22 protein-coding genes are annotated in these 22,901 nt (G+C 69.9%); 3 read left to right on the forward strand and 19 right to left on the reverse strand.

Going from position 1 to position 22,901, the window contains the following annotated elements:
• Positions 1-53: 53 nt before the first annotated feature.
• Together VF592_RS07380 and VF592_RS07385 are read right to left on the reverse strand one after the other, a co-directional pair.
• Positions 54-191, reverse strand: a complete 138-nt coding sequence (locus VF592_RS07380; RefSeq protein ID WP_331004969.1) for a hypothetical protein — start codon at positions 189-191, stop codon at positions 54-56.
• Between the two features lie 43 nt (positions 192-234).
• On the reverse strand, positions 235-1,041 hold the full coding sequence (locus VF592_RS07385) for a response regulator (RefSeq protein WP_331004970.1): 807 nt from the start codon (positions 1,039-1,041) through the stop codon (positions 235-237).
• A 240-nt stretch (positions 1,042-1,281) separates the two neighbouring features.
• On the opposite strand from VF592_RS07385, the gene VF592_RS07390 reads away from it, so the two are divergent.
• The 3 genes from VF592_RS07390 (at position 1,282) to VF592_RS07400 (ending at position 3,527) form a co-directional block, all read left to right on the forward strand.
• Positions 1,282-1,449 carry a NepR family anti-sigma factor gene (locus VF592_RS07390; RefSeq protein ID WP_331004971.1) on the forward strand — a complete coding sequence of 56 codons (168 nt, stop codon included), beginning with the start codon at positions 1,282-1,284 and terminating at the stop codon, positions 1,447-1,449.
• A gap of 8 nt (positions 1,450-1,457) precedes the next feature.
• Positions 1,458-3,053 carry a sensor histidine kinase gene (locus VF592_RS07395; protein WP_331004972.1) on the forward strand — a complete coding sequence of 532 codons (1,596 nt, stop codon included), beginning with the start codon at positions 1,458-1,460 and terminating at the stop codon, positions 3,051-3,053.
• Positions 3,054-3,401: 348 nt separating this feature from the next.
• Positions 3,402-3,527: an entericidin A/B family lipoprotein gene (locus VF592_RS07400; protein ID WP_331004973.1), complete on the forward strand. Its 126-nt coding sequence runs from the start codon at positions 3,402-3,404 to the stop codon at positions 3,525-3,527.
• Between the two features lie 18 nt (positions 3,528-3,545).
• Here the strand turns inward: VF592_RS07400 and tatC are convergent, their stop codons facing one another.
• The 17 genes from tatC to murD all read right to left on the reverse strand — a co-directional run.
• On the reverse strand, positions 3,546-4,319 hold the full coding sequence (tatC, locus tag VF592_RS07405) for a twin-arginine translocase subunit TatC (RefSeq protein ID WP_331004974.1): 774 nt from the start codon (positions 4,317-4,319) through the stop codon (positions 3,546-3,548).
• On the reverse strand, positions 4,316-4,747 hold the full coding sequence (gene tatB / locus VF592_RS07410) for a Sec-independent protein translocase protein TatB (protein WP_331004975.1): 432 nt from the start codon (positions 4,745-4,747) through the stop codon (positions 4,316-4,318). The genes tatC and tatB overlap by 4 nt, the downstream gene beginning before the upstream one ends.
• A 31-nt stretch (positions 4,748-4,778) precedes the next feature.
• Positions 4,779-5,012 (reverse strand): Sec-independent protein translocase TatA, encoded by a 234-nt coding sequence (locus tag VF592_RS07415; protein ID WP_331004976.1) that lies wholly within the window; start codon positions 5,010-5,012, stop codon positions 4,779-4,781.
• A gap of 65 nt (positions 5,013-5,077) precedes the next feature.
• The gene (locus VF592_RS07420) at positions 5,078-6,079 is read right to left on the reverse strand and encodes a glycoside hydrolase family 3 N-terminal domain-containing protein (RefSeq protein WP_331004977.1); all 1,002 of its coding nucleotides are present in this window, start codon (positions 6,077-6,079) and stop codon (positions 5,078-5,080) included.
• Positions 6,080-6,122: 43 nt separating this feature from the next.
• Complete coding sequence (locus tag VF592_RS07425; RefSeq protein ID WP_331004978.1) at positions 6,123-6,854, reverse strand: SPOR domain-containing protein; 732 nt, start codon at positions 6,852-6,854, stop codon at positions 6,123-6,125.
• Positions 6,854-8,578, reverse strand: a complete 1,725-nt coding sequence (argS, locus tag VF592_RS07430) for an arginine--tRNA ligase (RefSeq protein ID WP_331004979.1) — start codon at positions 8,576-8,578, stop codon at positions 6,854-6,856. Before argS ends, VF592_RS07425 begins: the two co-directional genes overlap by 1 nt.
• A 30-nt stretch (positions 8,579-8,608) precedes the next feature.
• The gene (locus VF592_RS07435; RefSeq protein WP_331004980.1) at positions 8,609-9,772 is read right to left on the reverse strand and encodes a deoxyguanosinetriphosphate triphosphohydrolase; all 1,164 of its coding nucleotides are present in this window, start codon (positions 9,770-9,772) and stop codon (positions 8,609-8,611) included.
• Positions 9,769-11,931 (reverse strand): SPOR domain-containing protein, encoded by a 2,163-nt coding sequence (locus tag VF592_RS07440; RefSeq protein ID WP_331004990.1) that lies wholly within the window; start codon positions 11,929-11,931, stop codon positions 9,769-9,771. Before VF592_RS07440 ends, VF592_RS07435 begins: the two co-directional genes overlap by 4 nt.
• Positions 11,932-12,137: 206 nt before the next feature.
• Complete coding sequence (gene ftsZ, locus VF592_RS07445) at positions 12,138-13,700, reverse strand: cell division protein FtsZ (protein ID WP_331004981.1); 1,563 nt, start codon at positions 13,698-13,700, stop codon at positions 12,138-12,140.
• Between the two features lie 104 nt (positions 13,701-13,804).
• Positions 13,805-15,079 (reverse strand): cell division protein FtsA, encoded by a 1,275-nt coding sequence (ftsA, locus tag VF592_RS07450; RefSeq protein WP_331004982.1) that lies wholly within the window; start codon positions 15,077-15,079, stop codon positions 13,805-13,807.
• A gap of 2 nt (positions 15,080-15,081) precedes the next feature.
• Positions 15,082-16,014 carry a cell division protein FtsQ/DivIB gene (locus VF592_RS07455; protein ID WP_331004983.1) on the reverse strand — a complete coding sequence of 311 codons (933 nt, stop codon included), beginning with the start codon at positions 16,012-16,014 and terminating at the stop codon, positions 15,082-15,084.
• Positions 16,011-16,949, reverse strand: coding sequence for a D-alanine--D-alanine ligase (locus tag VF592_RS07460; protein WP_331004984.1), 939 nt, complete (start codon positions 16,947-16,949; stop codon positions 16,011-16,013). Before VF592_RS07460 ends, VF592_RS07455 begins: the two co-directional genes overlap by 4 nt.
• A complete protein-coding gene (gene murB, locus VF592_RS07465; RefSeq protein ID WP_331004991.1) occupies positions 16,946-17,842 on the reverse strand; it encodes a UDP-N-acetylmuramate dehydrogenase in 897 nt (298 codons plus the stop codon). The genes VF592_RS07460 and murB overlap by 4 nt, the downstream gene beginning before the upstream one ends.
• Positions 17,843-17,844: 2 nt before the next feature.
• Positions 17,845-19,263, reverse strand: coding sequence for a UDP-N-acetylmuramate--L-alanine ligase (murC, locus tag VF592_RS07470; RefSeq protein ID WP_331004985.1), 1,419 nt, complete (start codon positions 19,261-19,263; stop codon positions 17,845-17,847).
• Complete coding sequence (murG, locus tag VF592_RS07475) at positions 19,260-20,408, reverse strand: undecaprenyldiphospho-muramoylpentapeptide beta-N-acetylglucosaminyltransferase (RefSeq protein ID WP_331004986.1); 1,149 nt, start codon at positions 20,406-20,408, stop codon at positions 19,260-19,262. Before murG ends, murC begins: the two co-directional genes overlap by 4 nt.
• The gene (locus VF592_RS07480; RefSeq protein ID WP_331004992.1) at positions 20,405-21,586 is read right to left on the reverse strand and encodes a putative peptidoglycan glycosyltransferase FtsW; all 1,182 of its coding nucleotides are present in this window, start codon (positions 21,584-21,586) and stop codon (positions 20,405-20,407) included. The genes murG and VF592_RS07480 overlap by 4 nt, the downstream gene beginning before the upstream one ends.
• 47 nt (positions 21,587-21,633) lie before the next feature.
• The coding region (gene murD, locus VF592_RS07485; protein WP_331004987.1) for a UDP-N-acetylmuramoyl-L-alanine--D-glutamate ligase at positions 21,634-22,901 on the reverse strand (1,268 nt) is incomplete at its 5' end.

The following is a 22,901-nucleotide window of genomic DNA, read 5'->3' on the forward strand; positions in this document are numbered from 1 at the left end:
CCGAGATAGGCACTTGCCGACGCGATTGCCAGCAACCTTGGCCGACGAGCCGCTCAGGCCAGGATTATATACGCGAAAAGAGCGATCACCAGGACCAGCGAGACGGGCAGGATGACCCGTGTCATGTGCGGGGTCGCGCCCGCGCGCGCGCGGTCGGTCTTGATGTGGATCGGTTCGTTCTCGTCGGCCATGTAGTGCCAAACCCCTTATGGTCGTTTTGGGTCCGTACCTTATCTACGCGACCGGTGCGGGAATGGTGGACTGGTCGAAGAACAGCGCCTGGCTGATCGCCGCCTTCACCGTCGACCGCTGGAACGGCTTGGTGATCAGGAAGGTCGGCTCGGGCCGCTCGCCCGTCAGCAACCGCTCGGGAAAGGCGGTGATGAAGATGACGGGCACCTGCAGCTCGGCGAGGATGTCCTTGACCGCGTCGATGCCCGAGCTGTCGTCGGCGAGCTGGATATCGGCCAGCACCAGCCCCGGACGGTCGTCCATCGCCAGCGCCACCGCCTCGTCGCGCGTGACGGCGACGCCCGTGACCTCATGGCCGAGATCGCGGACGATGGTCTCGATGTCCATCGCGATCATCGGCTCGTCCTCGATGATCAGCACGCGCGCGCGCGTCTGCTGCTCGATCTCGGACAGCGCCTCGGCCACGAGCTGGTCGACCTCGGTCGTGTCGACCTCGATCAGATAGCCGGCGTCCTCGGGCGTGAAGCCTTCCATCGCGGTGAGCAGCAGCGCCTGGCGCGACAGCGGCGTCATCTTGGCCAGTCGCGCGCGCGCCACCGCCTCATTGCCCTCGCCGGCTTCGGCGTGACCCTCGACCTCGTCGTAATTGGTCGAATTCCAGATGCCCTGGAACATGCGGTACAATCCCAGCCGGGGATCGACCTCGCGCGGGAACTGGTCGGGCGCGGCCACGATCGCCTCCAGCGTCGCGCGAACATATTTGTCGCCCTGGCTCTGGCTGCCCGTCAGGGCGCGGGCATAGCGTCGAAGGAACGGTAGATGCGGTGCGAGTTGCTGTCCGAGCGACATGGAAAAAATACACTCCCTGAATAACACGCGCTTCTCTGCGCCCACGCGATACGGGTTGCAACGCCTGATGGCCGAAGCGGTCCCCCGGCGCGGTCCGGAGTTTTTTTCGCGCAATCCGGGGAACCCGCGACCCGGTCTTTGGTTTCACGCGCACGGATTCGTTTCGACCATGCCGGTCGATGCGGTTTCGCGTGGTGCCTGTCACGACACATGATCGGGCCGGCTGTTCAGGGGGACGGGTTGAGTTTGGAACATAAGTCGTCCGTCAAGAAGCCTGCCGCGAAGACGCAGGGGCCGGGATCGGCACGTGATCGGGAGATGGGCGAGGCGCTACGCTCGGTCTACGACAAGGCCGTGCAGGAGATGGTGCCCGACGAAATGCTCGACCTACTGAGCAAGCTCGACTAACCGAATGCATGACCATCATCGCCGACGTTGAGGACGGCGCCCGACCCGAGCTCCGCGGGGGCTCGCCGTTCGGAGCGGTGTCGCGGCTACCGACCGGCGCCAAGCTCTTCCTGATCCTGTCGGCGGCGCTGCTGCCGCTCGCGCTGATCGCCGTCATCGCCACCCTCCAGACCAGCCGCGTCGCGGACGCCGAGGCGCGCGCCCGGCTTCGCGTCGCCGCCACGGAAAGCGCGCGGGCGATCGCCATCGAGCTGGTGGGGGACATGACCGCGTTGCGGTCGGCGCTGGGCGCGCTGGGGCAGAACGCGCTCGACGCGCCCAGTTGCGCCCGGGTCGAGGGCGTGTTCGCGCAACAGGCCGAGAAGGGTACGCGCTTTGTGATCCTGGACCGGTCGGGCCGCGCCGTCTGCGGCGAGCCCTTCCAGCCGGCGCCGCCCTCGCTCGGGACGGCGGGCGGGATCACCGGGATCATCGCGCCCGAGCGCGGACTCGTCCTTTCCGTCGCGGGCACGAACGGGCTGACCGCGCGCGCTTTTTTCTCGCGCGATTTCCTGGCCCAGCTCGGCGCCCCGAGCAGCCAAGCGATCATCTATTCGCAAAGCCTCATGCTCGACCAGGAGGCGCTGACGCTCGCCAGCATCCCCGGTGCGGGCCCGCTCGACCGGATGGAGACGATGCGCACGCCGCTCGGGCTCGCCGATCTGTCCTTGCGCACCAGCATCCGCGCGGCGCCGATCACCTCGTCCTTCATCGTGGCGATGCTGCTGCCGCTGCTGATGTGGGCGGCGGCCGCCGGGATCGGCTGGTTCGTCGTCGACCATCTGCTGATCGCCCCGCTGCGGCGCCTGCGCACCAGCGCCGCCACCTACCAGCCCGGCCAGGTGATCGACATCGGCACCAGCACCCTCCCGGCGCAGGAGATCCGCGAGCTGGGCGAGACCTTTACCGCCATCACCCGGACCGTCGCGCTTCACGAGGCCGGGCTCGCCCAGGGGCTGGTACGCCAGACTAAGCTGACTCGCGAGGTCCATCACCGGGTCAAGAACAACCTTCAGGTCATCTCCAGCCTGATCAACTTCCACGCGCGCGGGGCGCCGACGCCCGAGGCCGTCGCCGCCTATGCGTCGATCCAGCGCCGGGTCGATGCGCTGGCCGTCGTCCACCGCAATCACTTCGCCGAGATGGAAGACAATCGCGGGCTGGGGATGCGATCGGTGCTGGGCGAGCTGGCATCGAACATCCGCGCCACCGCGCCCGACGGCGCCACCAGCGTCGGGATCGTGCTCGACATCGACAATTACCTCGTCACCCAGGACATCGCCGTCGCGGTCGCCTTTCTGGTGACGGAAACGATCGAACTGGCGATGAGCGTCGATCCCGCCGCCCGGATCCGCGTGTCGCTCAAGCCCGCGGAGGTGCCGGATCGCGCCTGCCTGCGCATCGTGTCGCGCGCGCTGGTGGAGGGCGACGAACTGCGCGAACTGATCCGGACCCGCTATGGCCGCGTGATGGAAGGGCTGTCGCGCCAGTTGCGCGGGCAGTTTCACCACGACCCGCTGACCGGTGCGTTCGAGATCACGATCGCCATTCTGGGCCGCGACTGAAATTTTTTCATATTTCGTGGAAACCGCCGGAACCAGCTTTCGGTCGCGTCGTTCTACATTCCGAACAGCGACTTTATGCCCCCCCGCTCTCGCTGTTCAAGTGATAGGCCCGGAAGCGTCCACCCCTCCCCCCCCCCGGTGACGCTTCCGGGCCTTTTAGCCTTCAGGGCATTCCCGACATTCGGCTTTGGCAATGCGCCGGCAGGCCGCAGGCTCAGCGAAACCAGGCGCTCCGGGCAGCCCTGGTGACGTCCCGATGTTCGTTGTTACGGTTCGCGAGCGGAACGATGCCGCCTGCGGATCATTTCCTTCACGCGGCGATCACGCCCGGATTTTTGGAGAAACCATATGCGTAAATTGCTCGGCTCGGCGCTGATCGCCGGCATGATGATGATGGCCGCGTGCAACACCGTCGAAGGTGCCGGCGAGGATCTGCAGTCCGCCGGCAAGGCGGTCGAAAAAGCGGGCGACTAACCTCCGGCCTGGGCTCGGCTATTCGGCCGCCGCTTCGTCGGTCGCGGCCGAGCCCTTTGCCCGGCGCCGTTCGGTGATCCAGATCCCGACCAGCGCCAGCTCGTACAGGATGCACAAGGGAATCGCGAGCAACAGCTGCGATCCCACGTCGGGCGGCGTCAGCACCGCCGCGATCGCGAAGGCGCCGACGATCGCATAGCGACGCGCGCCGACGAGCTGCTTGCGGGTGACCACGCCCGCGCGCTCCAGGAACATCAGCAGCACGGGCAAAAGGAACGCGATCCCGAACCCGAACAGGAACTGCATGATGAACGACAGGTAATAACCGATGGCGGGCAACGCCTCGCGCCGGACTCCCCCTACCTCCCCGTCGAAACCGAGCAGGAAATGGAGTGCGGTCGGGATCGCGACATAATAGGCCATCGCCGCGCCCAAACCGAACAGCACGGGCGTCGCGAAAAGGAAGGGCAGCACGGCGCGGCGCTCCTTGCGATAGAGGCCGGGCGCGATGAACTGCCACATCTGACTGGCTATGATCGGAAACGACACCATCGACGCGGCGAAGAACGCCACCTTGATCTCGACGAAGAACGCCTCGAACACCTGAGTGTAGATGACGGTCTTCTGCCCCGCCTCCAGCAGCGGCTGCAACAGGAATCCGAAGATCGGCCGGGCGAAGTACAGGCACGCGCCGAACGCGACCACCACCGCGGCGAGGCAGTAGAGCAGCCGCCGTCGCAGCTCGAGCATATGGTCCATCAGCGGCGCGCGGGTCTCGTCGATGTCGCTCACGACGTCACCCCGCTATCAGGCGTCGGCAGCGTCTTGCCCGGCGCGGAACGGATCACCGGTTGTTCCACATGAACGGGCTCGCCGGTCGCGTCGCCATCATGACCGGCGGCCCGAATCTCCGGCATGGAGGCCGGGGGGGCGCTCGCGGTATCGGGGACACCGTCGCCCGACGTCGGATCGCCCTCCGGACTGGCCCGGTGTTCGCGCATGATGCGCTCGTTCTCGGCGGCCCAGCGCTTCTCCATCTCCTCCAGCTCGGCCTCGCGCACCATGGAGTCGAACCCCGACCGGAATTGCCGCGCGACGCCGCGCATCCGGCCGACCCAATAACCGACCACGCGCATCGCCTTGGGCAGATCCTTGGGACCGATGACCAGCAGCGCCACGACCGCGACGAGCAGGAACTCGGTAGGCGCTACGTCGAACATGGTGGCCGCGCCTCAGGCGTGAAAGCTGGGATCAGCGATCGTCGCGAACGCGGGTGCCATCGCGGTCGTGAGCGGGCTCGACGACCTTCGCGGATTCGATACGTCCGGCGGGCTTGGCGGGCTCGTCTTCTTCGACCATGCCCTTCTTGAAATTCTTCACGCCCTTGGCGACATCGCCCATCAGGCTCGAGAAACGTCCGCCCCCGAGCAGCAGGATCGCGACGATCGCAAGAACGAGCAGGTGGATCGGGCTGAAACCGCCCATAACGAATCTCCCTTGGCAAGGGGTCCTATCTAGGGCGTCACGCGGGCATTTGCCACCGTCGCGTATCAGGCGAGCGCGAGGAACGCATCGCGACGGGCGATCAGCTCGTCGAAGTCGCCCTGGGGCGGCCGGATCGCCGTCATCGCCCGATCGAGCCGCGCGCGCGACGCGTCGGAGATGTCGCCGAGCGACGCCGCGATATCCTCCATCTCCGTCATCCGCGCCCAGCAATCGAGCGCCAGGTCGCAGCCCGCCGCGACCGCGCCGGCCGCTTTTTCGCCGGCCGTGCCCGACAGCGCCTTCATATCGATATCGTCGGTCATCAACAGCCCGTCGAAGCCGATCCGCCCTCGGATGACCTCCTCGATCACCACCGGCGACAGGGTGGCGGGTCGATCGCGGTCCCAGGCCTCGAACACGATATGCGAGGTCATGCCCATCGGCGCATGGGCGAGGGTGCGGAACGGTTCCAGATCGACCTCCAGCTCCGCGTCGGTGGCGGTTACCGTCGGCAGATGATGATGGGTATCGACGACCGCGCGGCCATGGCCGGGCATATGCTTGACCACCCCGACGACGCCGCCCGCCGCCAGCCCTTCCAGCGTCGCGCGGCCGAGCGCCGCGACCCGCATCGGCTCGCTGCCATAGGCACGCGTCGCGACCGCCTCGGTCGTCTCCGGGCGCGCGACATCGAGCAGCGGCAGGCAGTCGACGTTGATCCCCACCTCCGCCAGCATCAGCCCCAGGGCCTGCGCATTCGCCCGCGCGGCCTGGATCGCCGACATGGGCGCGACGTCGTAGAGCCGGTCGAAGGCGGGACCGGCCGGAAAGGCGGGCCATTCGGGCGGCCCCATCCTGGCGACGCGCCCGCCCTCCTGGTCGATAAGGATCGGCACATCCGCGCGCCCGGTCAGGTGACGCAGCGAGTCGGTAAGCGCGCGGAGCTGCGCGCGGTCGACGACGTTGCGGCGAAACAGGATGAACCCCGCCGGCTCGGCGGCGCGGAAGAACGCGGCTTCATCGGCGGCGAGGACCGGCCCGGACAGGCCGAAGATGACGGGCTTCATGGGCCGATCGTTAGCGCGACCCGGTCGGCCGCGCCACGCCGTTTCAGCTCGTCACGAAACAGGATTCGCCCGCGACGCGCAACCGGCCGCAGATATCGGCCGCCTGGTTGGCGCTGCCCGCATTGACGCGCAGCCGATAGACGGTGCGCCCGTTCACGTCGGCGGCCTCGACCGACTTGCCCAGCGCGGCCAGATAGCCGAACCTTTTGGCGAAATTACCCCAGGCGCCGTTCGCCGCGCCCTCGCTGGGGAAGGCGCCGAGCTGGACCAGCGCGCCGCCCCCGACCGCACCGGGGACGTTGCCGCGCGACGGGCCCATGGGGGCGGCGGCGACCAGGCGTCCACCGGAAGCCGGGACCTGCGCGACCGCGCTCTTGCCGGCGGCCGGGGTGGGAACCGCGGTAGGTCGCGTCTCGGGCGAACCCGCGATCGGCGCCTCGGGCACGGCCTTCAGGTCGACCGCGCCGTTGCCGGCGCCCGCGCCCGCGCTCGTCGCGATCGCCGCGTCGCCCTCGCCCTCGACCTTCAGCCCACCGGGCTCGTCGGGCCGGACCTTGTAATCGCCGTCCTGCGCCGCGATCAGCGTACCGTCGCCGCCCGCATTCCGGCTCTGCTGCCAGCGCGTCAGGCCGATCAGGATCGCGAGCAGCAGGCCGATGCCCAGCAGCACGAGCGCGACCGTCCGCCCCGTGTTGGAGCGCGGCGGCTCGTCGGGCTCGACGGTCTCGAGCCAGGGCAGGCGATCCTCGTCGCGCAGGTTCATATGCTCGGCCATCAGTTCATCTCCTCGACCGCCACCACGCCCATGATGGCCAGCCCGTTGCGGATCGTCTGCCCGATCGCCGCGCTCAGGAAAAGCCGCGCACGCGTGAGGTCGTGATCGTCCGCCCGAATCGCGCGGCGCGAGGGATCGTCATTGCCCATGTTCCACCACGCATGAAATGTCGCCGCCAAGTCGTAGAGATAGAAGGCGATCCGATGCGGCTCGCGGGTCGCGGCCGCCGTCTCGACGGTGCGGGGGAACTGGGCCGCGAGCTTCACCAGCGCCAGCTCCGCCGTATCAAGCCGGGACAGGTCGGCCCGGCCCTGCGCGATCCCGCCCTCGTCCGCGCGCCGGTGCAGCGACGCGATCCGCGCATGCGCATATTGGACGTAGAAGACCGGATTGTCCTTCGACGCCTCGACCACCTTGGCGAAGTCGAAATCCATCTGCGCGTCGGCCCGGCGCGTCAGCATGGTGAAGCGCACCACGTCGCGCCCGACCTCGCGCACGACGTCCGCCAGCGTCACGAAATTGCCCGCGCGCTTGGACATCTTCACCGGCTCGCCGCCGCGCAGCAGCCGCACCATCTGGATGAGCTTCACGTCGAACCGCGTCCGGCCGTCGGTCAGCGCCTGGACCGCCGCGACGATGCGCTTGACGGTGCCGGCATGGTCCGCCCCCCAGATGTCGATCAACGCGTCCGCGCTCTGCGCCTTCTGATAGTGATAGGCCAGGTCGGCGCCGAAATATGTCCATTGCCCGTTCGACTTCCGGATGGGGCGATCCTGGTCGTCGCCATAGCGAGTGGATCGGAAGAGCGGCAGCTCGACCGGCTCCCAATCGTCGGGCAGCTCGCCCTTGGGCGCCTCGAGCACGCCGTCATAGACCAGGTCGCGCGACCGCAGCTCGGCCTCGGCCGCCTCGGGCTTGCCCGCGGCCTGCAGCTCGGCCTCCGACGCGAACACGTCGTGATGGATGCCCAGCAGCGCCAGGTCCTCGCGGATCAGCACCAGCATCGCGTCGACCGCCTCCGTGCGGAAGGTGGCGAGCCACTCCGCCTCGGGCGCGACGGCGTAGCGGTCGCCATATTTCTTCGCGAGGTCCTTACCGACCGAAACCAGATAGTCGCCCGGATACAGGCCCTCGGGGATCGCCACCGTCTCGCCCAGCGCCTCGCGGTAGCGCAGATGCGCCGACCGGGCGAGCACGTCGACCTGGCCGCCCGCGTCGTTGACATAATATTCGCGGATCACCCGCGCGCCCGCGAACTCCAGCAGCTTGGCGAGCGCGTCGCCGACCACCGCGCCCCGGCAATGGCCCATATGCATGGGACCGGTCGGGTTGGCGGAGACATATTCGATGTTGACCGTCGTGCCCGCGCCCGTCGTCGAGCGGCCATAATCGTCGCCCGCGTCCGCGATGGCGGACAGCTCGCCGCGCCAGGCATCGTCGGTCAGCGTCATGTTGATGAAGCCCGGCCCGGCGACCGCGACCGACGCCACATCTTCCAGCTTCTCCAGCTCGCCCGCGATCGCCTCCGCCAGCTTGCGGGGGTTGGTGGCGGCGGGCTTGGCGAGCACCATGGCGGCGTTGGTGGCGAGGTCGCCATGCGCGGCGTCGCGCGGCGGCTCCACCGTCACGTTCCGACGGTCGAGGTCGGGCGGGATCGTCCCGGCGGCGGCGAGGGCGTCGAGGGCCGTGTCGATATGCGCGGCGAAACGGGTATAAAGGGTCATGGCCGGGGCCTTAGCCCAGCACGCGCGCGGCTAGAACCCCTCGGGCAGGTCGATGACGCCGACGACCTCGCGGTAGCGGGTCACCGCATAGCGATCGGTCATGCCGGCGATGAAGTCGGCGACGTGGCGGCTCCGCCACGGCTCGGCATCCGGCAGCCGCGATCGCCATTCCGGGGGCAGCGTGTCGGCGTCGGCGCGGTACGTCGCAAACAGCCCGGTCACCACATGATGCGCCGCCTCCGCCGCCGCGATCTGGCGCGGGTGATGGTAGAGATTGGCGTACATGAACCGCTTCAGGTCGCGCTCCGCCTCGCGCATCGCATCGGAAAAGCCGACCAGCGCGCGGCCGGCGCCGCGCACGTCCTCGACATCGCCGACACCCGACGCCGCGACCCGGCGCTCCGTCTCGGCGATCAGGTCGTTGACCATGGCGCCGATCTGCCCGCGCACCATCTCGCCGAGCAGCCGGTCGGGCGCGACCTCGGGAAAGCGCGCCCGCGCCGCCTCCCAGCTCCGCCGGACGAGGGGGACGGCGAGCAGCTGGTCGAGCGTCAGCAGCCCGGCGCGCAGCCCGTCGTCGATGTCGTGATTGTCATAGGCGATATCGTCCGCGATCGCGGCGACCTGCGCCTCCAGCGACGGCCAGCGATCCAGCTCCAGCGGCAGATCGGCGTCGGCCTGCGCCAGCGCCCAGCCCGGATGGCGGACCGGGCCGTTATGCTTGGCGAGCCCTTCCAGCGCCTCCCAGCTCAGATTGAGGCCGTTCCAGCGGGGATAGGGTCGCTCGATCTCGGTCAGGACGCGCAGCGTGTGGCCGTTATGATCGAACCCGCCCTCGCCCGCCAAGGCCGCCTTGAGCGCATCCTCGCCCGCATGGCCGAAGGGCGGGTGGCCGATGTCGTGCGCCAGGCAAAGCGCCTCGGTCAGGTCCTCGTTCAGGCCGAGCGCGCGCGCGATCACGCGGCCGATCTGCGCCACCTCGATGCTGTGGGTCAGGCGAACGCGGAAATGATCGCCGTCCGGCGCCATGAACACCTGGGTCTTGTGGCGCAGCCGGCGGAAGCTGATCGAATGAACGACACGGTCGCGGTCGCGCTGGAACGCGTCGCGCGGGCCGCGTTCGGCGTCGGGTTCGGCGTAACGGCGTCCCCTGCTGCGCGCCGGGTCCGACGCGCAGGACGCGGCCACCCTCATTTGGCGGATAGCTTGGTCATCTTCTGGCCCGTCGTGCTCGTGAACTGAAAGGCCGAAACACCCTGCTTCGCCAATTGGTTCACGAAGGCGCGCGCTTCGGCATCGGTTTTGAAGGGTCCGGTGACGACGCGATTGGTAGCCCGCAGCGGCGTCGTATAGGCGGCGCGACCCTTAAGCGCCGCGGCCTTTTTCTGCGCCGCGCTCCACGCCTTGGGCAGATCGCCCTCGCTCGCGCCGCCCGCGACCTGGACCCAGATGCGCTCGGGTTCGCCCTTGGTCTTCGCTTTTTCGGCCCTGGCGAGCGCGGCCTTGTCGTCCGCCGCCTTTTTGCGGTCGGCCGCTCGTCTTTCCGCCGCGGTCCTCGTCTTGGCCGGGGCGTCGGCATCGGCGTTCGCGGCCAGCTCGGTCCGGCCAGCACGTTCCTTGCGACTGGCGAGCTTCGTATCTTCGGCCGCGCGGCCCGTGCGCGCGCCCGGCCGGGCATCGCCGGCCGGCTTCCTGGCCGCGGCGGCGATGGTCCGTGCGGCGGCGAGGCGGTCCGCCGTCTGGCTAGCCAGCTTCGCCTCGCCTGCCGCGAGCGTGCGCGCCGTGGCGGGATCGACGGCCGCGACCGCCGGAACGCGACGCTCGGGCTCGACCACGCCCAGTTCCTCGCCGGGAATGGTGATCGATGCGACGATCCGCGCCAGGATCGAGTCTTCGCTGCGCACCGCCGTCACCGGCGCCGGGACAGGCGTTATCGAGGCGGTCTCGACCGGCGCGGGTGCGAGGCTGGTGAAGCCCGGTGCACTCGCCACCGGCACGGCCTCCGCCGAGCCGACGGTCGACGCGAGCGCCGTCGCGGGCTGCGCGGGCGCACTCGCGACGGCGGCGGGCAGCGAATAGGGTTGCTGGAGCGGCACCGTCGCCACCGGAGTTGCGGCGACCTGAACCGGGTCGGCCGGCCGGGGCACCACCGCTTGCGACAGCGCCGCGCCAACGACCGGCCGGGGTACGGCGCCCGACGCCGCCGGCACGGGCGCCGGGACAATCGGCTGCGACGGATCCAGGGCGGCATAGGTGGGCGATGCGGTCGCCGGCCCGACGCGGTCCAACTGAGCGAGCGATTGGAGCGCAGCGGCGGCGGGCGCGTCGATCGCGGCGGGCGCGACGGCGGCGACCTCGACCCGTTCGCGACGAAGCGTAGCCGGAGCCGCTGTCGGCGCCGTCGTTACGGGAACGCGCCGCCCGGCCGACGCCAGGACCGCGGGCGCGACCGGCTGCACGGCCCGCCGATCGACCGACGCCACGACCGGGGGAGGGACAGGCCGGGCGACCGGTGGCGCGACACGCCGCGCGACGGACGCCGCGACCTGCGGCTCCCGGCGCGATCGTCCGCGCCGACGATCCGACGTCGCCGCCGTCATGACCACCGGACCGGCGGGACGCGCGGCGACCTGGACAGGCGCGTAGGGATCGGGACCCAGCGCGGCCAGGGCCGGCTTCATGCGCGCATCGGCCAACCGCGCGGCCGTGGGCCGCACCTCGCCGAAATGGACCGCAAAGGCACGATCGGTAGCCGGCAAGGAAGGCAATCGCTCGAAAAAGGGCTGGAGCCCCCCCGCCATGCCGCGCGGCATCATCGTCGTCGCGATCGTGGACGCGCCCGCCACATCGCCGTTCATCGCCAGCACGAAGGCACGCACCCGCCACGCCGCCCGGTCCTGCCGACGCGTCAGCGGCTCGATCTGCTCGAGCGCCAGCGCCTGCTTGCCGGAAATGCCGAGCGACAGCGCGTAGCGGCGCACCGTCTCGTCATCGCTGCCCGTCCGCAACGCGAGCCGGTAATCGCGCTGCGCGCGCTCCTGCTCGCCGAGCAGATCGTAAGCGAGCCCGCGATCGGAGGCGAAACGCATCGCGGAATGACCGTAATTTTCCGCCATCTGAAAGTAGCGCAGCGCTTCGCCCGGACGCTCGGCACGGACTAGGATGGCGGCCATGCCCGCCTTTACGCGGCCATTGCGGGGGTCGATCTTCTCCGCGCGCGCGAAAAAGGCGGCGGCCGCGCTCATGTCGTCGAGCTTCATCGACAGCTCGCCGGCCGAGACCAACGCGAACACATCGGTCGGCGCGGCCGCGACGCGCCGCATCACCGCGGCGAGCTGGTCGGCCGTGGTCATCGGCTGCACGGCCGGTGCGCTCGCGCGATATTGCGCCAGGGCGGGTCCCGCAAGCGTCGTGGAGAGAGCCAGAGCTACGAAATAGAATGTTCGCATCGGTATCGCCAGTTTAGACCCGAGCGCGGCTGAACCGGCAATGACGCACCGGATCATACACGACCGAGCGAGCCCCGCGCACGGCGAAGCGGCCCGGTCGCGCCGTCAAATCACTGATTATTCTGGCGATGCAGAAAACGCGGAATGTCGAGCGCATCCTTGCCGTCCGCCACCGGCTCCTCGCGCTGCGCGCCGCGCGCGGCGTTGGACATGCGTTCGAAGAGGGTTCCGCCCATCTTGACGCGCGGTGCTGCGGGCGCGGGTTCGCCCGCCGCCTGGACTTCGGCGCCGGGCGCCAGCCAGCGGCGGCGCGCGTCGTCGCCCCCGGTCGGCGCGACCGGCGGGGCGGGCACGGGCTGTCCGGCATAGCCATCCGCATGAGGCGACGGCGATTGCGGCACGATCGTCTCGGCGCCGAGCACCAGTTCCTCGTTCGCCGCATCCGCCGTCTCGGGCAGGGCGTCGGCGGCCTGCGCCTCGGCGGTCGCCAAGTCTAGCGGCTCCTCCTGGGCGGATGCGGACGGAACGGGCGCGGCGGTCGCGTGCGACGTCACCGGAGCAGGCGCGGCCGGCACCGAGGAGGTCGGCGCGGCCGGCGACGATGCCGCGGGACGGAAGGACTGCGGCTCGTCGTTCTTGCGCCCCAGCCCGAAGCCGAAGGACCGCGTAGGCTCGGGCTGCGTCGCCGGGGACGCGGTCTGCGCCTCGGCTTCGATACCCGTCGCCACGACGGACACGCGGATGCGGCCTTCGAGGTCCTGATTGAATGCCGAGCCCCAGATGATGTTCGCGTCGGGATCGACGAGATCGCGGATATGGTTGGCGGCCTCGTCCACTTCCAGCAGGCGCATGTCGTCGCCGCCGGTGATCGAGATGATGACCCCCTTGGCGCCCTGCATCGACACGCCGTCGAGCAGCGGGTTGGCGATCGCCTTTTGCGCGGCCTCCAGCGCGCGGTTGTCGCCGCTCGCCTCGCCGGTGCCCATCATCGCCTTGCCCATTTCCTGCATCACCGACCGGACGTCGGCGAAATCGAGGTTGATGAGGCCGGGCATGACCATCAGGTCGGTGATGCCGCGCACGCCCTGCTGCAGCACCTCGTCCGCCATCTCGAACGCTTCCTTGAAGGTCGTGTTGGCGTTGGCGATGAGGAACAGATTCTGGTTGGGGATGACGATCAGCGTATCGACATATTTCTGCAGCTCCTCGATGCCCGCCTCGGCGCTCTTGGCGCGACGCTTGCCCTCGAAGGCGAAGGGCTTGGTGACCACGCCCACCGTCAGGATGCCCATATCGCGCGCCGCCTTGGCGATGACGGGCGCCGCGCCCGTGCCGGTGCCGCCGCCCATGCCCGCCGCGATGAAGCACATATGCGATCCCTCGAGCAGCTTGCCGAGCTGGTCGATCGTCTCCTCGGCCGCCGCGCGCCCGATCTCGGGGCGCGAGCCCGCGCCCAGCCCTTGCGTGATCTTGGCGCCGAGCTGGATGCGCTGCGGCGCGGTGGACTGCTTGAGCGCCTGACTGTCGGTGTTGGCGACCAGGAAGTCGACGCCCTGGACGTCGGCGCGCATCATGTTGGCGATCGCGTTGCCGCCCGCCCCGCCCACGCCGATCACCGCGATGCGCGGGGTCAGCTCGTCGACGTCATTGGTGTCCATGAACTCGATCGGCATTCGATACTCTCCGCGATACCCCCGAAGCCGACCCCACGGCTCCCCGTCATTAACCTTGTGTGCACCAACGGCACACGCGCCGCCAGTTCAAATCTCGGCCCTTCTCAATAATTCGCGCGCGCCGCCTGGATGAGCTTGCGAACCAGCTGAAAGCCGCCCGGCCGGTGCACCGTCTGCGCCTGCGGCGCCATCGCGCGCAGGTCGATCGGGTCGGACGCCGCGTAGAAGGCGAGCCCGGCCAATGTCGCGAAGGCGGGCCCGGCATGGGCGTCGGGCAGTCCGGTCAGCCCGCGCGGCCGGCCGATGCGGACCGACCGCCCCAGCGCCGCCTGCGCATAGTCGGCAAGGCCCTTCAGCTCCGCGCCGCCGCCGGTCAGCACCACCTGGCGCCCGACCGGCCCCTCGAACTTCAGGTCCTTCAGCGCGCGACCGATCTCGCCCATCACATGCTCCAGCCGCTGGCGGATCACGCCGATCAGCTGCGCCTTGGTGATCTGCATCGCGTCGCACGCCCCCTCCCCCGAGCTATCCTCCGCCGAGATGGGCAGCACGGGGATCATGTCGTGATTGTCGCGCGGCGACGTGTTCGCCGATCCATGAAAGCACTTCATCCGCTCCGCCTGCTGGCGCCGTGTCCCGAAGGCCGAGGCGATGTCGTCGGTCACGTCCGCCGCGCCGAACGGGATGGAGGTGAGCCCGACCAGCATCCCGCCCGCGAACAGCGACACGTTGGTGATCCCCGCCCCCATCTCTACCAAGGCCACGCCGAGCTCGCGTTCCTCGTCGGACAGGCAGGCCAGCCCCGTCGCGACGGGCGAGGCGATGATCGAGCGTACCTCCAGATGCGCGGAGCGGACGCACAGGTCGAGGTTGCGGACGGGCGAGCCGTCGGCGGCGACCACATGGATGTGGACGCCCAGCCGGTCGGCGTGGAGACCCAGCGGCTTCTTGACCCCGGTCAGCCCGTCGAGCGTATAGAGCGCGGGCTGGGCGTGGAGCACCATGCGCCCCTGCGGATCGATCGACTGACGCCCGGCCGCCAGCAGCGCGTCGATATCGCCCTGCTCGACGCGGTGGCCGCCCAGATCGGATTCGACCGACGCCACGTCGGAGATCAGCCCGCCCGCGGAAAAGCCGACCCAGACATCCTCGATGTTGAGCCCCGCGACGCGTTCGGCCTGTTCCACCGCCTCGCGCACGGCCGCCTCGGTCGCGCCCATGTCGGCGATATAGCCGCGCTTGACGCCCCGGCTCTCGCGCTGGCCGGTGCCCAGCACGATCAGCTCGCCGCCATCGCCCTTCTGCGCGATCATCGCGGAGACTTTGGACGAGCCGATGTCGAGCGCGGTGATCAGTCCTTCCGGTGCAGTCTTCGCCATGTTCAGCCTTCCCCGCTGGCCCGCGCGACGCCTGGCGCGACGCCCGGTTTTCCACCCCCATCCGCGCCGCCCCCCGGCGTCGCGGTGACACGATCGTTCATCCCCGGCTTGCGCGCCACCAATTTCGACGGGTCGCGCATATCGAACCTTTTCCACCCGCGCCCCAGCAGCGCGCTCGACCGGTCGAGTTCGGCGAACTTCACGATCGCGCGCTGCGCGTCCTCCTCGGGCAGCGCGAGCACCTCGCCCGTCCGGAAGGTCAGGTCCCAGCGCCGATTGCCGACCCAGGTCGCCGCGCGCACCCGCGGCTTCAACCCCGGCGCGGCGGCGAGCAGCGATTGATAGCCCCGCTCCTGCCGGTCGGCGCCCGGACCGATGCGCAACGGCAGGTTGGGCGTCTCGCCCGGCTCGACGGGGGCGAGCAGCACGCCCTCCGCGTCGATCAGCGTCAGCTGCCCGCCGTCCTGCCAAATGGCGGCGGGTTCGCGCTCTATGATGTTGACCAGCAACGTATCCGGCAGACGCCGGGACACCTGCGCGTCCGCGATCCAGCCGTAGCGCAGCAGCTTCTCGCGCACGGCGCCCAGATCGACCAGCGGCATGGCGCGCGAATCCTGCTCCAGCGCGACGGCATAGACCGACATGCGGTCCATGCGCTTCAGCCCGGTGATCTCGATCCGCCCGACGCGCAGGCCCGCGCGACCCGCCCCCTCGGCCAGCTCGGCGCCGATCATACCGGGAATCCCCGCCCAGCTCGCCGCCGCGACCAGGCCGACGCCGACGCCGCCCAGGATCGTCCAGGTCGCGGCCTTGGCGATCAGCTCCGGGCTGACGGGCAGCTTCGCGATCATGCGGTCGAAAAAGGGCTGTTTCCTGACGACCTTGCGGCGGACGGGCTTGCGCGGGGGCGGGCCGCGCTTGATCGTGCGGCTCATGTCGCGCCGTCCCGCGCCATCGCGTCGTCGACGATCGCCTGGACCAGCTCGGCATAGCTCATGCCGGTGTGCCGCGCCTGTTCGGGAACCAGGCTGAGCGGCGTCATGCCGGGCTGGGTGTTCACCTCCAGCAGGAACAGCCCTTCGACGCCCTGGCTGTCGTCCCAGCGGAAATCCGCGCGCGACGCGCCCCGGCAGCCGAGCAGCCGGTGCGCCGCCAGCGCGATCGCACGGCAGGCCTCGGCGACCGCGTCGGGGATGTCGGCGGGAAACACATGCTCCGTCATGCCGTCGGTGTATTTGGCGTCGTAATCATACCAGCCGGATTTGGGCTTGAGCTCGGTGACGCCCAGCGCGCGGTCGACCAGTACCGCCGTGGTGAGCTCGCGTCCGCGAATATACGGCTCGGCGAGCAGCTCGTCGAACGCCTGCCACGGGCCCTGAACATCCGCCGCGATCGGATTGCCGTAATTGCCCTGGTCGGTGACGATGGCGACGCCGACCGAGGAACCCTCGTTGACGGGTTTGAGGACATAGGGGCGGGGCAGCGGGTCGCGCTGGTGCACCTCGGCCGACTTCACGATCCGCCCACCCGGCATGGGCAGGCCGTGCGGCACCAGCACCTGCTTGGTCAGCACCTTGTCGATGGCGATGACGGACGTGGCGAGGCCGCTATGCGTGTAGCGCAGCCCCATCAGGTCGAGCATGCCCTGGACGGAGCCGTCCTCCCCGGGCGTGCCGTGGAGCGCGTTGAACACCAGGTCGGGCGCCGCCTCGGCCAGCCGCGCCGCCACGTCGCGCGCCATGTCGATCCGCGTCACGCGGTGGCCCAGCGACTCCAGCGCGTCGGCCACGCCCGCGCCCGACGAGAGCGACACGTCGCGTTCGGACGACCAGCCGCCCATCAGCACCGCGATGTGGAGGGGCGTCGTCATGCGGGCAGTCCCACGCGCTGTATCTCCCACTCCAGCCCGACTCCCGAATGCGCGAACACGCGCGCGCGGACTTCCTCGCCCAGCGCCTCGATCTCGGCCGAACGCGCCTGCCCCAGATTGAGGAGGAAGTTGCAATGCTTCTCCGACACTTGCGCGTCGCCGTTGCGAAGCCCCCGGCATCCGGCGGCGTCGATCAGCGTCCAGGCCTTGTGCCCGGCCGGGTTCTTGAAGGTCGACCCGCCGGTGCGCGAGCGGAGCGGCTGCGACGCCTCGCGCTCGGCGGCGATGCGGTCCATCTCGGCGCCGATCACGGCGGGGTCGCCGGGCTCGCCCGCGAAGACCGCCTCCACCACCACGGCCCCGGCGGGCAGGTCGGAATGGCGATAGCGATAGCCCAGTCGCGCGGCGGGCCATGTCTCGACCGCGCCGGTGCGGGTCACGACGGTGACCTCGATCAATATGTCGCTCACGTCGCGGCCATAGGCGCCGGCGTTCATCCGAACGGCGCCGCCGACCGTGCCGGGGATGCCGCGCAGGAATTCGAGCCCGGCGACCCCCGCGTCGCGCGCCGCGCTGGCGACGCCGATGCCCATCGCTCCCCCGCCGGCCCGCACGCGTCCATGCTCGACCGCGACGCGCGCCATCGCCTTGGGCAGGCGCACCACGATGCCGGGCACGCCGCCGTCGCGCACGATCAGGTTCGACCCGACGCCGATCGGCATGACCGGCACCTCCGGATCGAGCGCATGCATCGTCGCGGCGAGGTCTTCCACATCCGCCGGACGCACCAGCCACTGGGCGGGCCCGCCCGTTCGGAACCAGATGAAATCGGCGAGCGAGCCGTTCGGCTCCGCCTTGCCGCGGGTGACCGGCGACACCGGGCGATCGATCACGCTCACGCGGCCACCACCGCCCGGCGCGCTTCGATCGCGTCCGCCAGTCCGGCGGCCCAGCGGGTGATGTCGCCCGCGCCCAGGCAGACGATCATGTCGCCCGGCTCGATCGATCCCGCCAGCTCGTCCGCCAATCCCTCGGCATCGGCGATCACGCCCGCCTGACGGTGCCCGCGCCGCTTCAGCCCCTCGACCAGCGCGTCGGCATCGACGCCCGCGATCGGCTGCTCGCCCGCCGCGTAGACGGGCGTCACCAGCACGCGGTCGGCATCGTTGAACGCGGTCTGGAAATCCTCCATCAACGCCTGGAGTCGCGAATAACGGTGCGGCTGCACCACCGCGATCACGCGTCCGCGCATACCCTCGCGCGCGGCGGCCAGCACCGCGCGGATCTCGACGGGATGGTGGCCGTAATCGTCGATGATCGCGACCCCGCCCACTTCGCCGACCTTGGTGAAACGGCGCTTGACCCCACCGAACTTGGCAAAGCCGTTCTGGATCGTCGCATCGTCGATCCCCAGCTCCAGCGCGACGCCGATCGCGGCCAGCGCGTTCTGGACATTGTGCCGGCCGGGCATGGGCAGCTCGATCCCCTCGATCGACCGGACCGACCCGTCGCGCGCGCGCACCAGGCATTCGAAGCGGTTGCCGCCCGGCACCGACACGACATTGACGCCGCGCACGTCCGCCTGCGCCGAAAAGCCATAGGTCACCACGCGCCGATCCCGCAGCCGCGGCAGGATGCCCTGCACCTCCGGATGGTCGAGACACAGCAATGCCGCGCCGTAGAAGGGCACGTTCTCGACGAACTGGACGAAGGCGTCCTTGACCGCGTCGAACGAGCCATAATGGTCGAGATGCTCGGGATCGATGTTGGTGACGACCGCGACCGTCCCGTCCAGCCGCAGGAAACTCCCGTCGCTCTCGTCCGCCTCGACCACCATCCAGTCACTGGCACCCAGTCTGGCGTTCGACCCGTAACTGTTGATGATCCCGCCATTTATCACGGTCGGATCGACCCCGCCCGCATCGAGCAGGGCGGCGATCATCGAGGTGGTCGTCGTCTTGCCATGGGTTCCCGCGACGGCGACGGTCGACTTCAACCGCATCAGCTCGGCCAGCATCTCCGCGCGCCGCACCACCGGCACGCGCCGCTCCAGCGCCGCTTCGACCTCCGGGTTGGAACGCGTGATCGCGGTCGACACCACCACCACGGCCGCGTCGCCCAGATTGTCCGCGCGGTGCCCGATGGCGACGGGGATGCCCTTGTCGCGCAGGCCCTGGACCACATAGCCCTCGGTCACGTCCGATCCCTGGACGCGGTAGCCGAGGTTCATCATCACCTCGGCGATCCCCGACATGCCGATCCCGCCGATGCCGACGAAATGGATCACGCCGATATCGGTCGCCACGCCCTTCACGCGAAGGCGGCCTTGCGCTTCGGCGCCACGCCGACCGGCAGTCGCGAGACCGGAGCTCCGAGGCTCTCGACCAGATCGGCGAGATCGCGCGCGGCATCCGGCTTGCCGCAGGCACGCGCGCGCCCGGCCGCATTCTCCAGCGCGGCAGGGTCGAGCCCCAGCTTCTGCATCTGCTTGGCGAGCTCGACCGCGGTGAAATCGCCCTGCGCGATCGTCCGCGCGCCGCCCGCGAGCGTGATCTCGCGCGCATTGGCGGTCTGGTGGTCGTCGGTCGCGCTGGGCAGCGGCACCAGGATGCCGGGCCGCCCCGCCGCGGTCAGCTCGGCGATCGTCGAGGCGCCCGCGCGCGCGATCACCAGATGCGCCCAGGCCAGATGCTCGGGCATGTCGGGCAGATAGGTCGCGAGATCGGCCGGGATCTGATGCTGGGCGTATTTGGCGCGCACCGCGTCGATATCCTCGATCCGCGCCTGCTGCGTCACCTGCAGCCGGCGGCGAAAGGTGACGGGGAGCATCGCCAGCCCGTCGGGCACCACGTCCGCCAGGATCGTCGCGCCCTGGCTGCCGCCGGTGACGAGCACGCGGAAGATGCCGTCCTCCTCCAGCAGCGGATAGGGCCGCGACCGGAGCGCCAGCACCGCCTCACGCACCGGATTGCCGACATGGCGGACCTTGTCGGCGAGTTTCGACTTGAGCCGCTCGGTCACGGCGTACGAGGTCGCGATCGCGTCGACGCGACCCGCGACCAGCCGGTTGACGCGGCCCAGCACGGCATTCTGTTCGTGCACCGCCGTCGGCACCCCGTCGGCGAAGGCCGCCAGCAGCGCGGGCAGCGCCGGATAGCCGCCGAAGCCGATCACCGCGGCGGGCTTGAAGGTCTTGTACAGTTCGCGCGCCATGGCCCGCCCGCGCACCATCTCGCGCCCGGCCCGAACCCAGCCGATCGGGCCGCCCGACAGCCGTCCGGCGGGGAGCACATGCGTCTGGATGCCCTCGAAAAGGCCCGGAAAGCGCACGCCGCGCGCGTCGCTGACCAATGCGACCCGGTGACCCCGCCTCGAAAGCTCCGTCGCGAGCGCCGCGGCGGGCACCATGTGACCACCGGTGCCGCCGGCCGCCAGAACGAAATGCCGGCTATTCGTCATCGACCACTCCAGCGGACCACATAAGGGCTCCGCGTCAGGAACGGATTGCGCCGCGTGAAGGCCAGCAGCAACCCCATCCCCACCGACAGCGCGACCATCGACGATCCCCCATAGCTGATAAAGGGCATCGTCATGCCCTTGGACGGCGCCAGCCCGGTATTGACCGCCATCGACACCAGCGCCTGCGCCCCGAACTGCGTCGCCAGCCCGGCGGCGGCGAGCAGCCGGAACTCGTCCTGTTCGTCGAGCAGCTTCACGAACACCCGCACCACGATCGCGAGGAATACCAGCGCGATGACCGAACAGGCGAGCAGGCCGAACTCCTCACCGATGACGGAGAAGATATAGTCGGTATGCGCCTCGGGCAGCCCAAACTTGGCATTGCCGCTGCCCGGTCCCGTGCCCGTCCAGCCGCCCGAGGTCAGCGTCCGGTGGGCCGCGTCCGTCTGGAAATGGTCGCCCGCGCCGACGCCCTCGACATCGGGGAACAGAAAGGCGTCGATGCGGTTGCGCGCGGTGCCGTAGAAGAAATAGGCGGCGACCAGCCCGACCGGCACCATCGCCGCGAGTCCCGCCATGACCTTGGTCGGCGTGCCCGCGATCATCAGCAGCGCCATCCAGACCAGGCAAAAGATGATCGTCTGGCCGAAGTCGGGCTGGAGCATCAGCAGCATCGCGACCAGGCCCGTGGCCCCGCCGGTGATCAATACGGTGGGCAGCTCCTCGTCCTTGGCCTTGAGCGACAGGAGCCAGGCGACCGAGACGATGAACATCGGCTTTAGGAACTCGGACGGCTGGAACTGCGCAAAGCCGACCCCGATCCACCGCCGCGCGCCGTTCACCTCCACGCCGATCAGGGGCGTGAGCGCCAGCAACGCCACGAATATCGCCGCCCCCGTCAGCGCCAGCCGCCGCGCGAGCGCCACGGGCAACATCGAGGTCGCGACCAGCACGGGGAGCGACACGCCCACCCACATCAACTGCCGCCAGAAATAATAAAGCGGCGCGATCTGATGCGCCTCTCCCGAATAACGTCGCGCGCTGGCGGGCGACGCCGCCGCGACGGCGAGCAGCCCGATCGCGATCAGGAACAGCGTCAGCAGCAGCAGCACCCGGTCGATATCCCAGAACCAGGTGCCCAGCGGCGATCGGTCGCCGCGCCCGCCCCTGCCCTTCATGCGCGACATGATGCCGCCCGCCTGTTCGCCCCGACCGATCGCGTCGCTCACGACAGCTCCCCTACGCAGGCGCGGAATACATCGCCGCGCTCCTCGAAATCACGAAACTGGTCGAAGGACGCGGCGGCCGGCGACAGCAACACCGTGTCGCCCGGCCGGGCGGCCCCCGCCGCCGCTTCGACGGCGCGGACGAGCGTTCCCGCTTCCTCCACCGCCACGCCGGCGTCGCGCAGCAACGCGGCGAAGCGCGGCCCCGACTCGCCAATCGTATAGGCGCCAGCCACCCGGTCGAACCAGGGGCGGCACGCGTCGAGGTCGTCGCTCTTGGCGCGGCCGCCCAGGATCCAGTGCACACGCCCGAACGCGCCCAATGCGGGTGCCGTGGATTCGGCGTTGGTCGCCTTGGAATCGTCGACGAACGCGACCCCGCCCCGCGACCCGATCCGCTCCATCCGGTGCGGGAGGCCGGCGAAGCTCTCCAGGCCCCGGTCGATGTCGCGCTCCGCCACGCCCAGCGCGCGCGCGACCGCGATCGCCGCGAGCGCGTTCTGCGCGTTGTGTGGCCCCTGCAGCGCGGGCCAGCGTGACTGGTCCATGCAGATGCCCGGCGCGATCTTGGTCAGGTGCTCGCCGCGCGCCGACAGCGACCGCGCGATCATGGCGGACGCGGTGTCGCCGATGCCGATCACCGCCTCGTGCGCGGATGATTGCATCGCGAACAGCCGCGCCTTGGACGCGGCATAGGCGTCGAACCCGTCATAGCGGTCGAGATGATCGGGGGTGACGTTGAGCAGCACCGCGACCTCGCAATCGAGCGAGCGGGTGAGGTCGAGCTGGTAGCTCGACAGCTCGAGCACATAGACGCCGCCTGGAGGCAGCGGCTCGGCGGCGAGGATCGGCAGCCCGATATTGCCGCCCATCAGCGCCGGTGTGCCCGCCGTGCGCAGGATGTGGTGGACGAGCGCGGTGGTGGTCGACTTGCCGTTGGTGCCGGTGATACCGACGACCTTGTGCGGCGGCAGCTCCGCGCGCGCGTTGGCGAACAGCTCGATGTCGCCGATGACGGGCACCCCGGCGGCCCGTGCCTTGGCCGCGAGCGGATGCGTGTTGAGCGGCACGCCCGGCGACACCACCAGCGCGTCGAACGCGGCCAGGTCGACCGTGTCGAGGTCAGCGATCGCCGCACCCTCGACCGCATCCCGCCGGGCCGCGTCGCCGTCCCATGCCGTCGCCTCGGCGCCGCCAGCGACCAAGGCCGCGACCGCCGCCGCACCCGATCGGGCCAGCCCCAGCACGGCGTAGCGCCGCCCCGCCC

Origin of the sequence: Sphingomonas sp. (assembly GCF_036388435.1) — a bacterium.
Taxonomy (GTDB): Bacteria; Pseudomonadota; Alphaproteobacteria; order Sphingomonadales; family Sphingomonadaceae; genus Sphingomonas.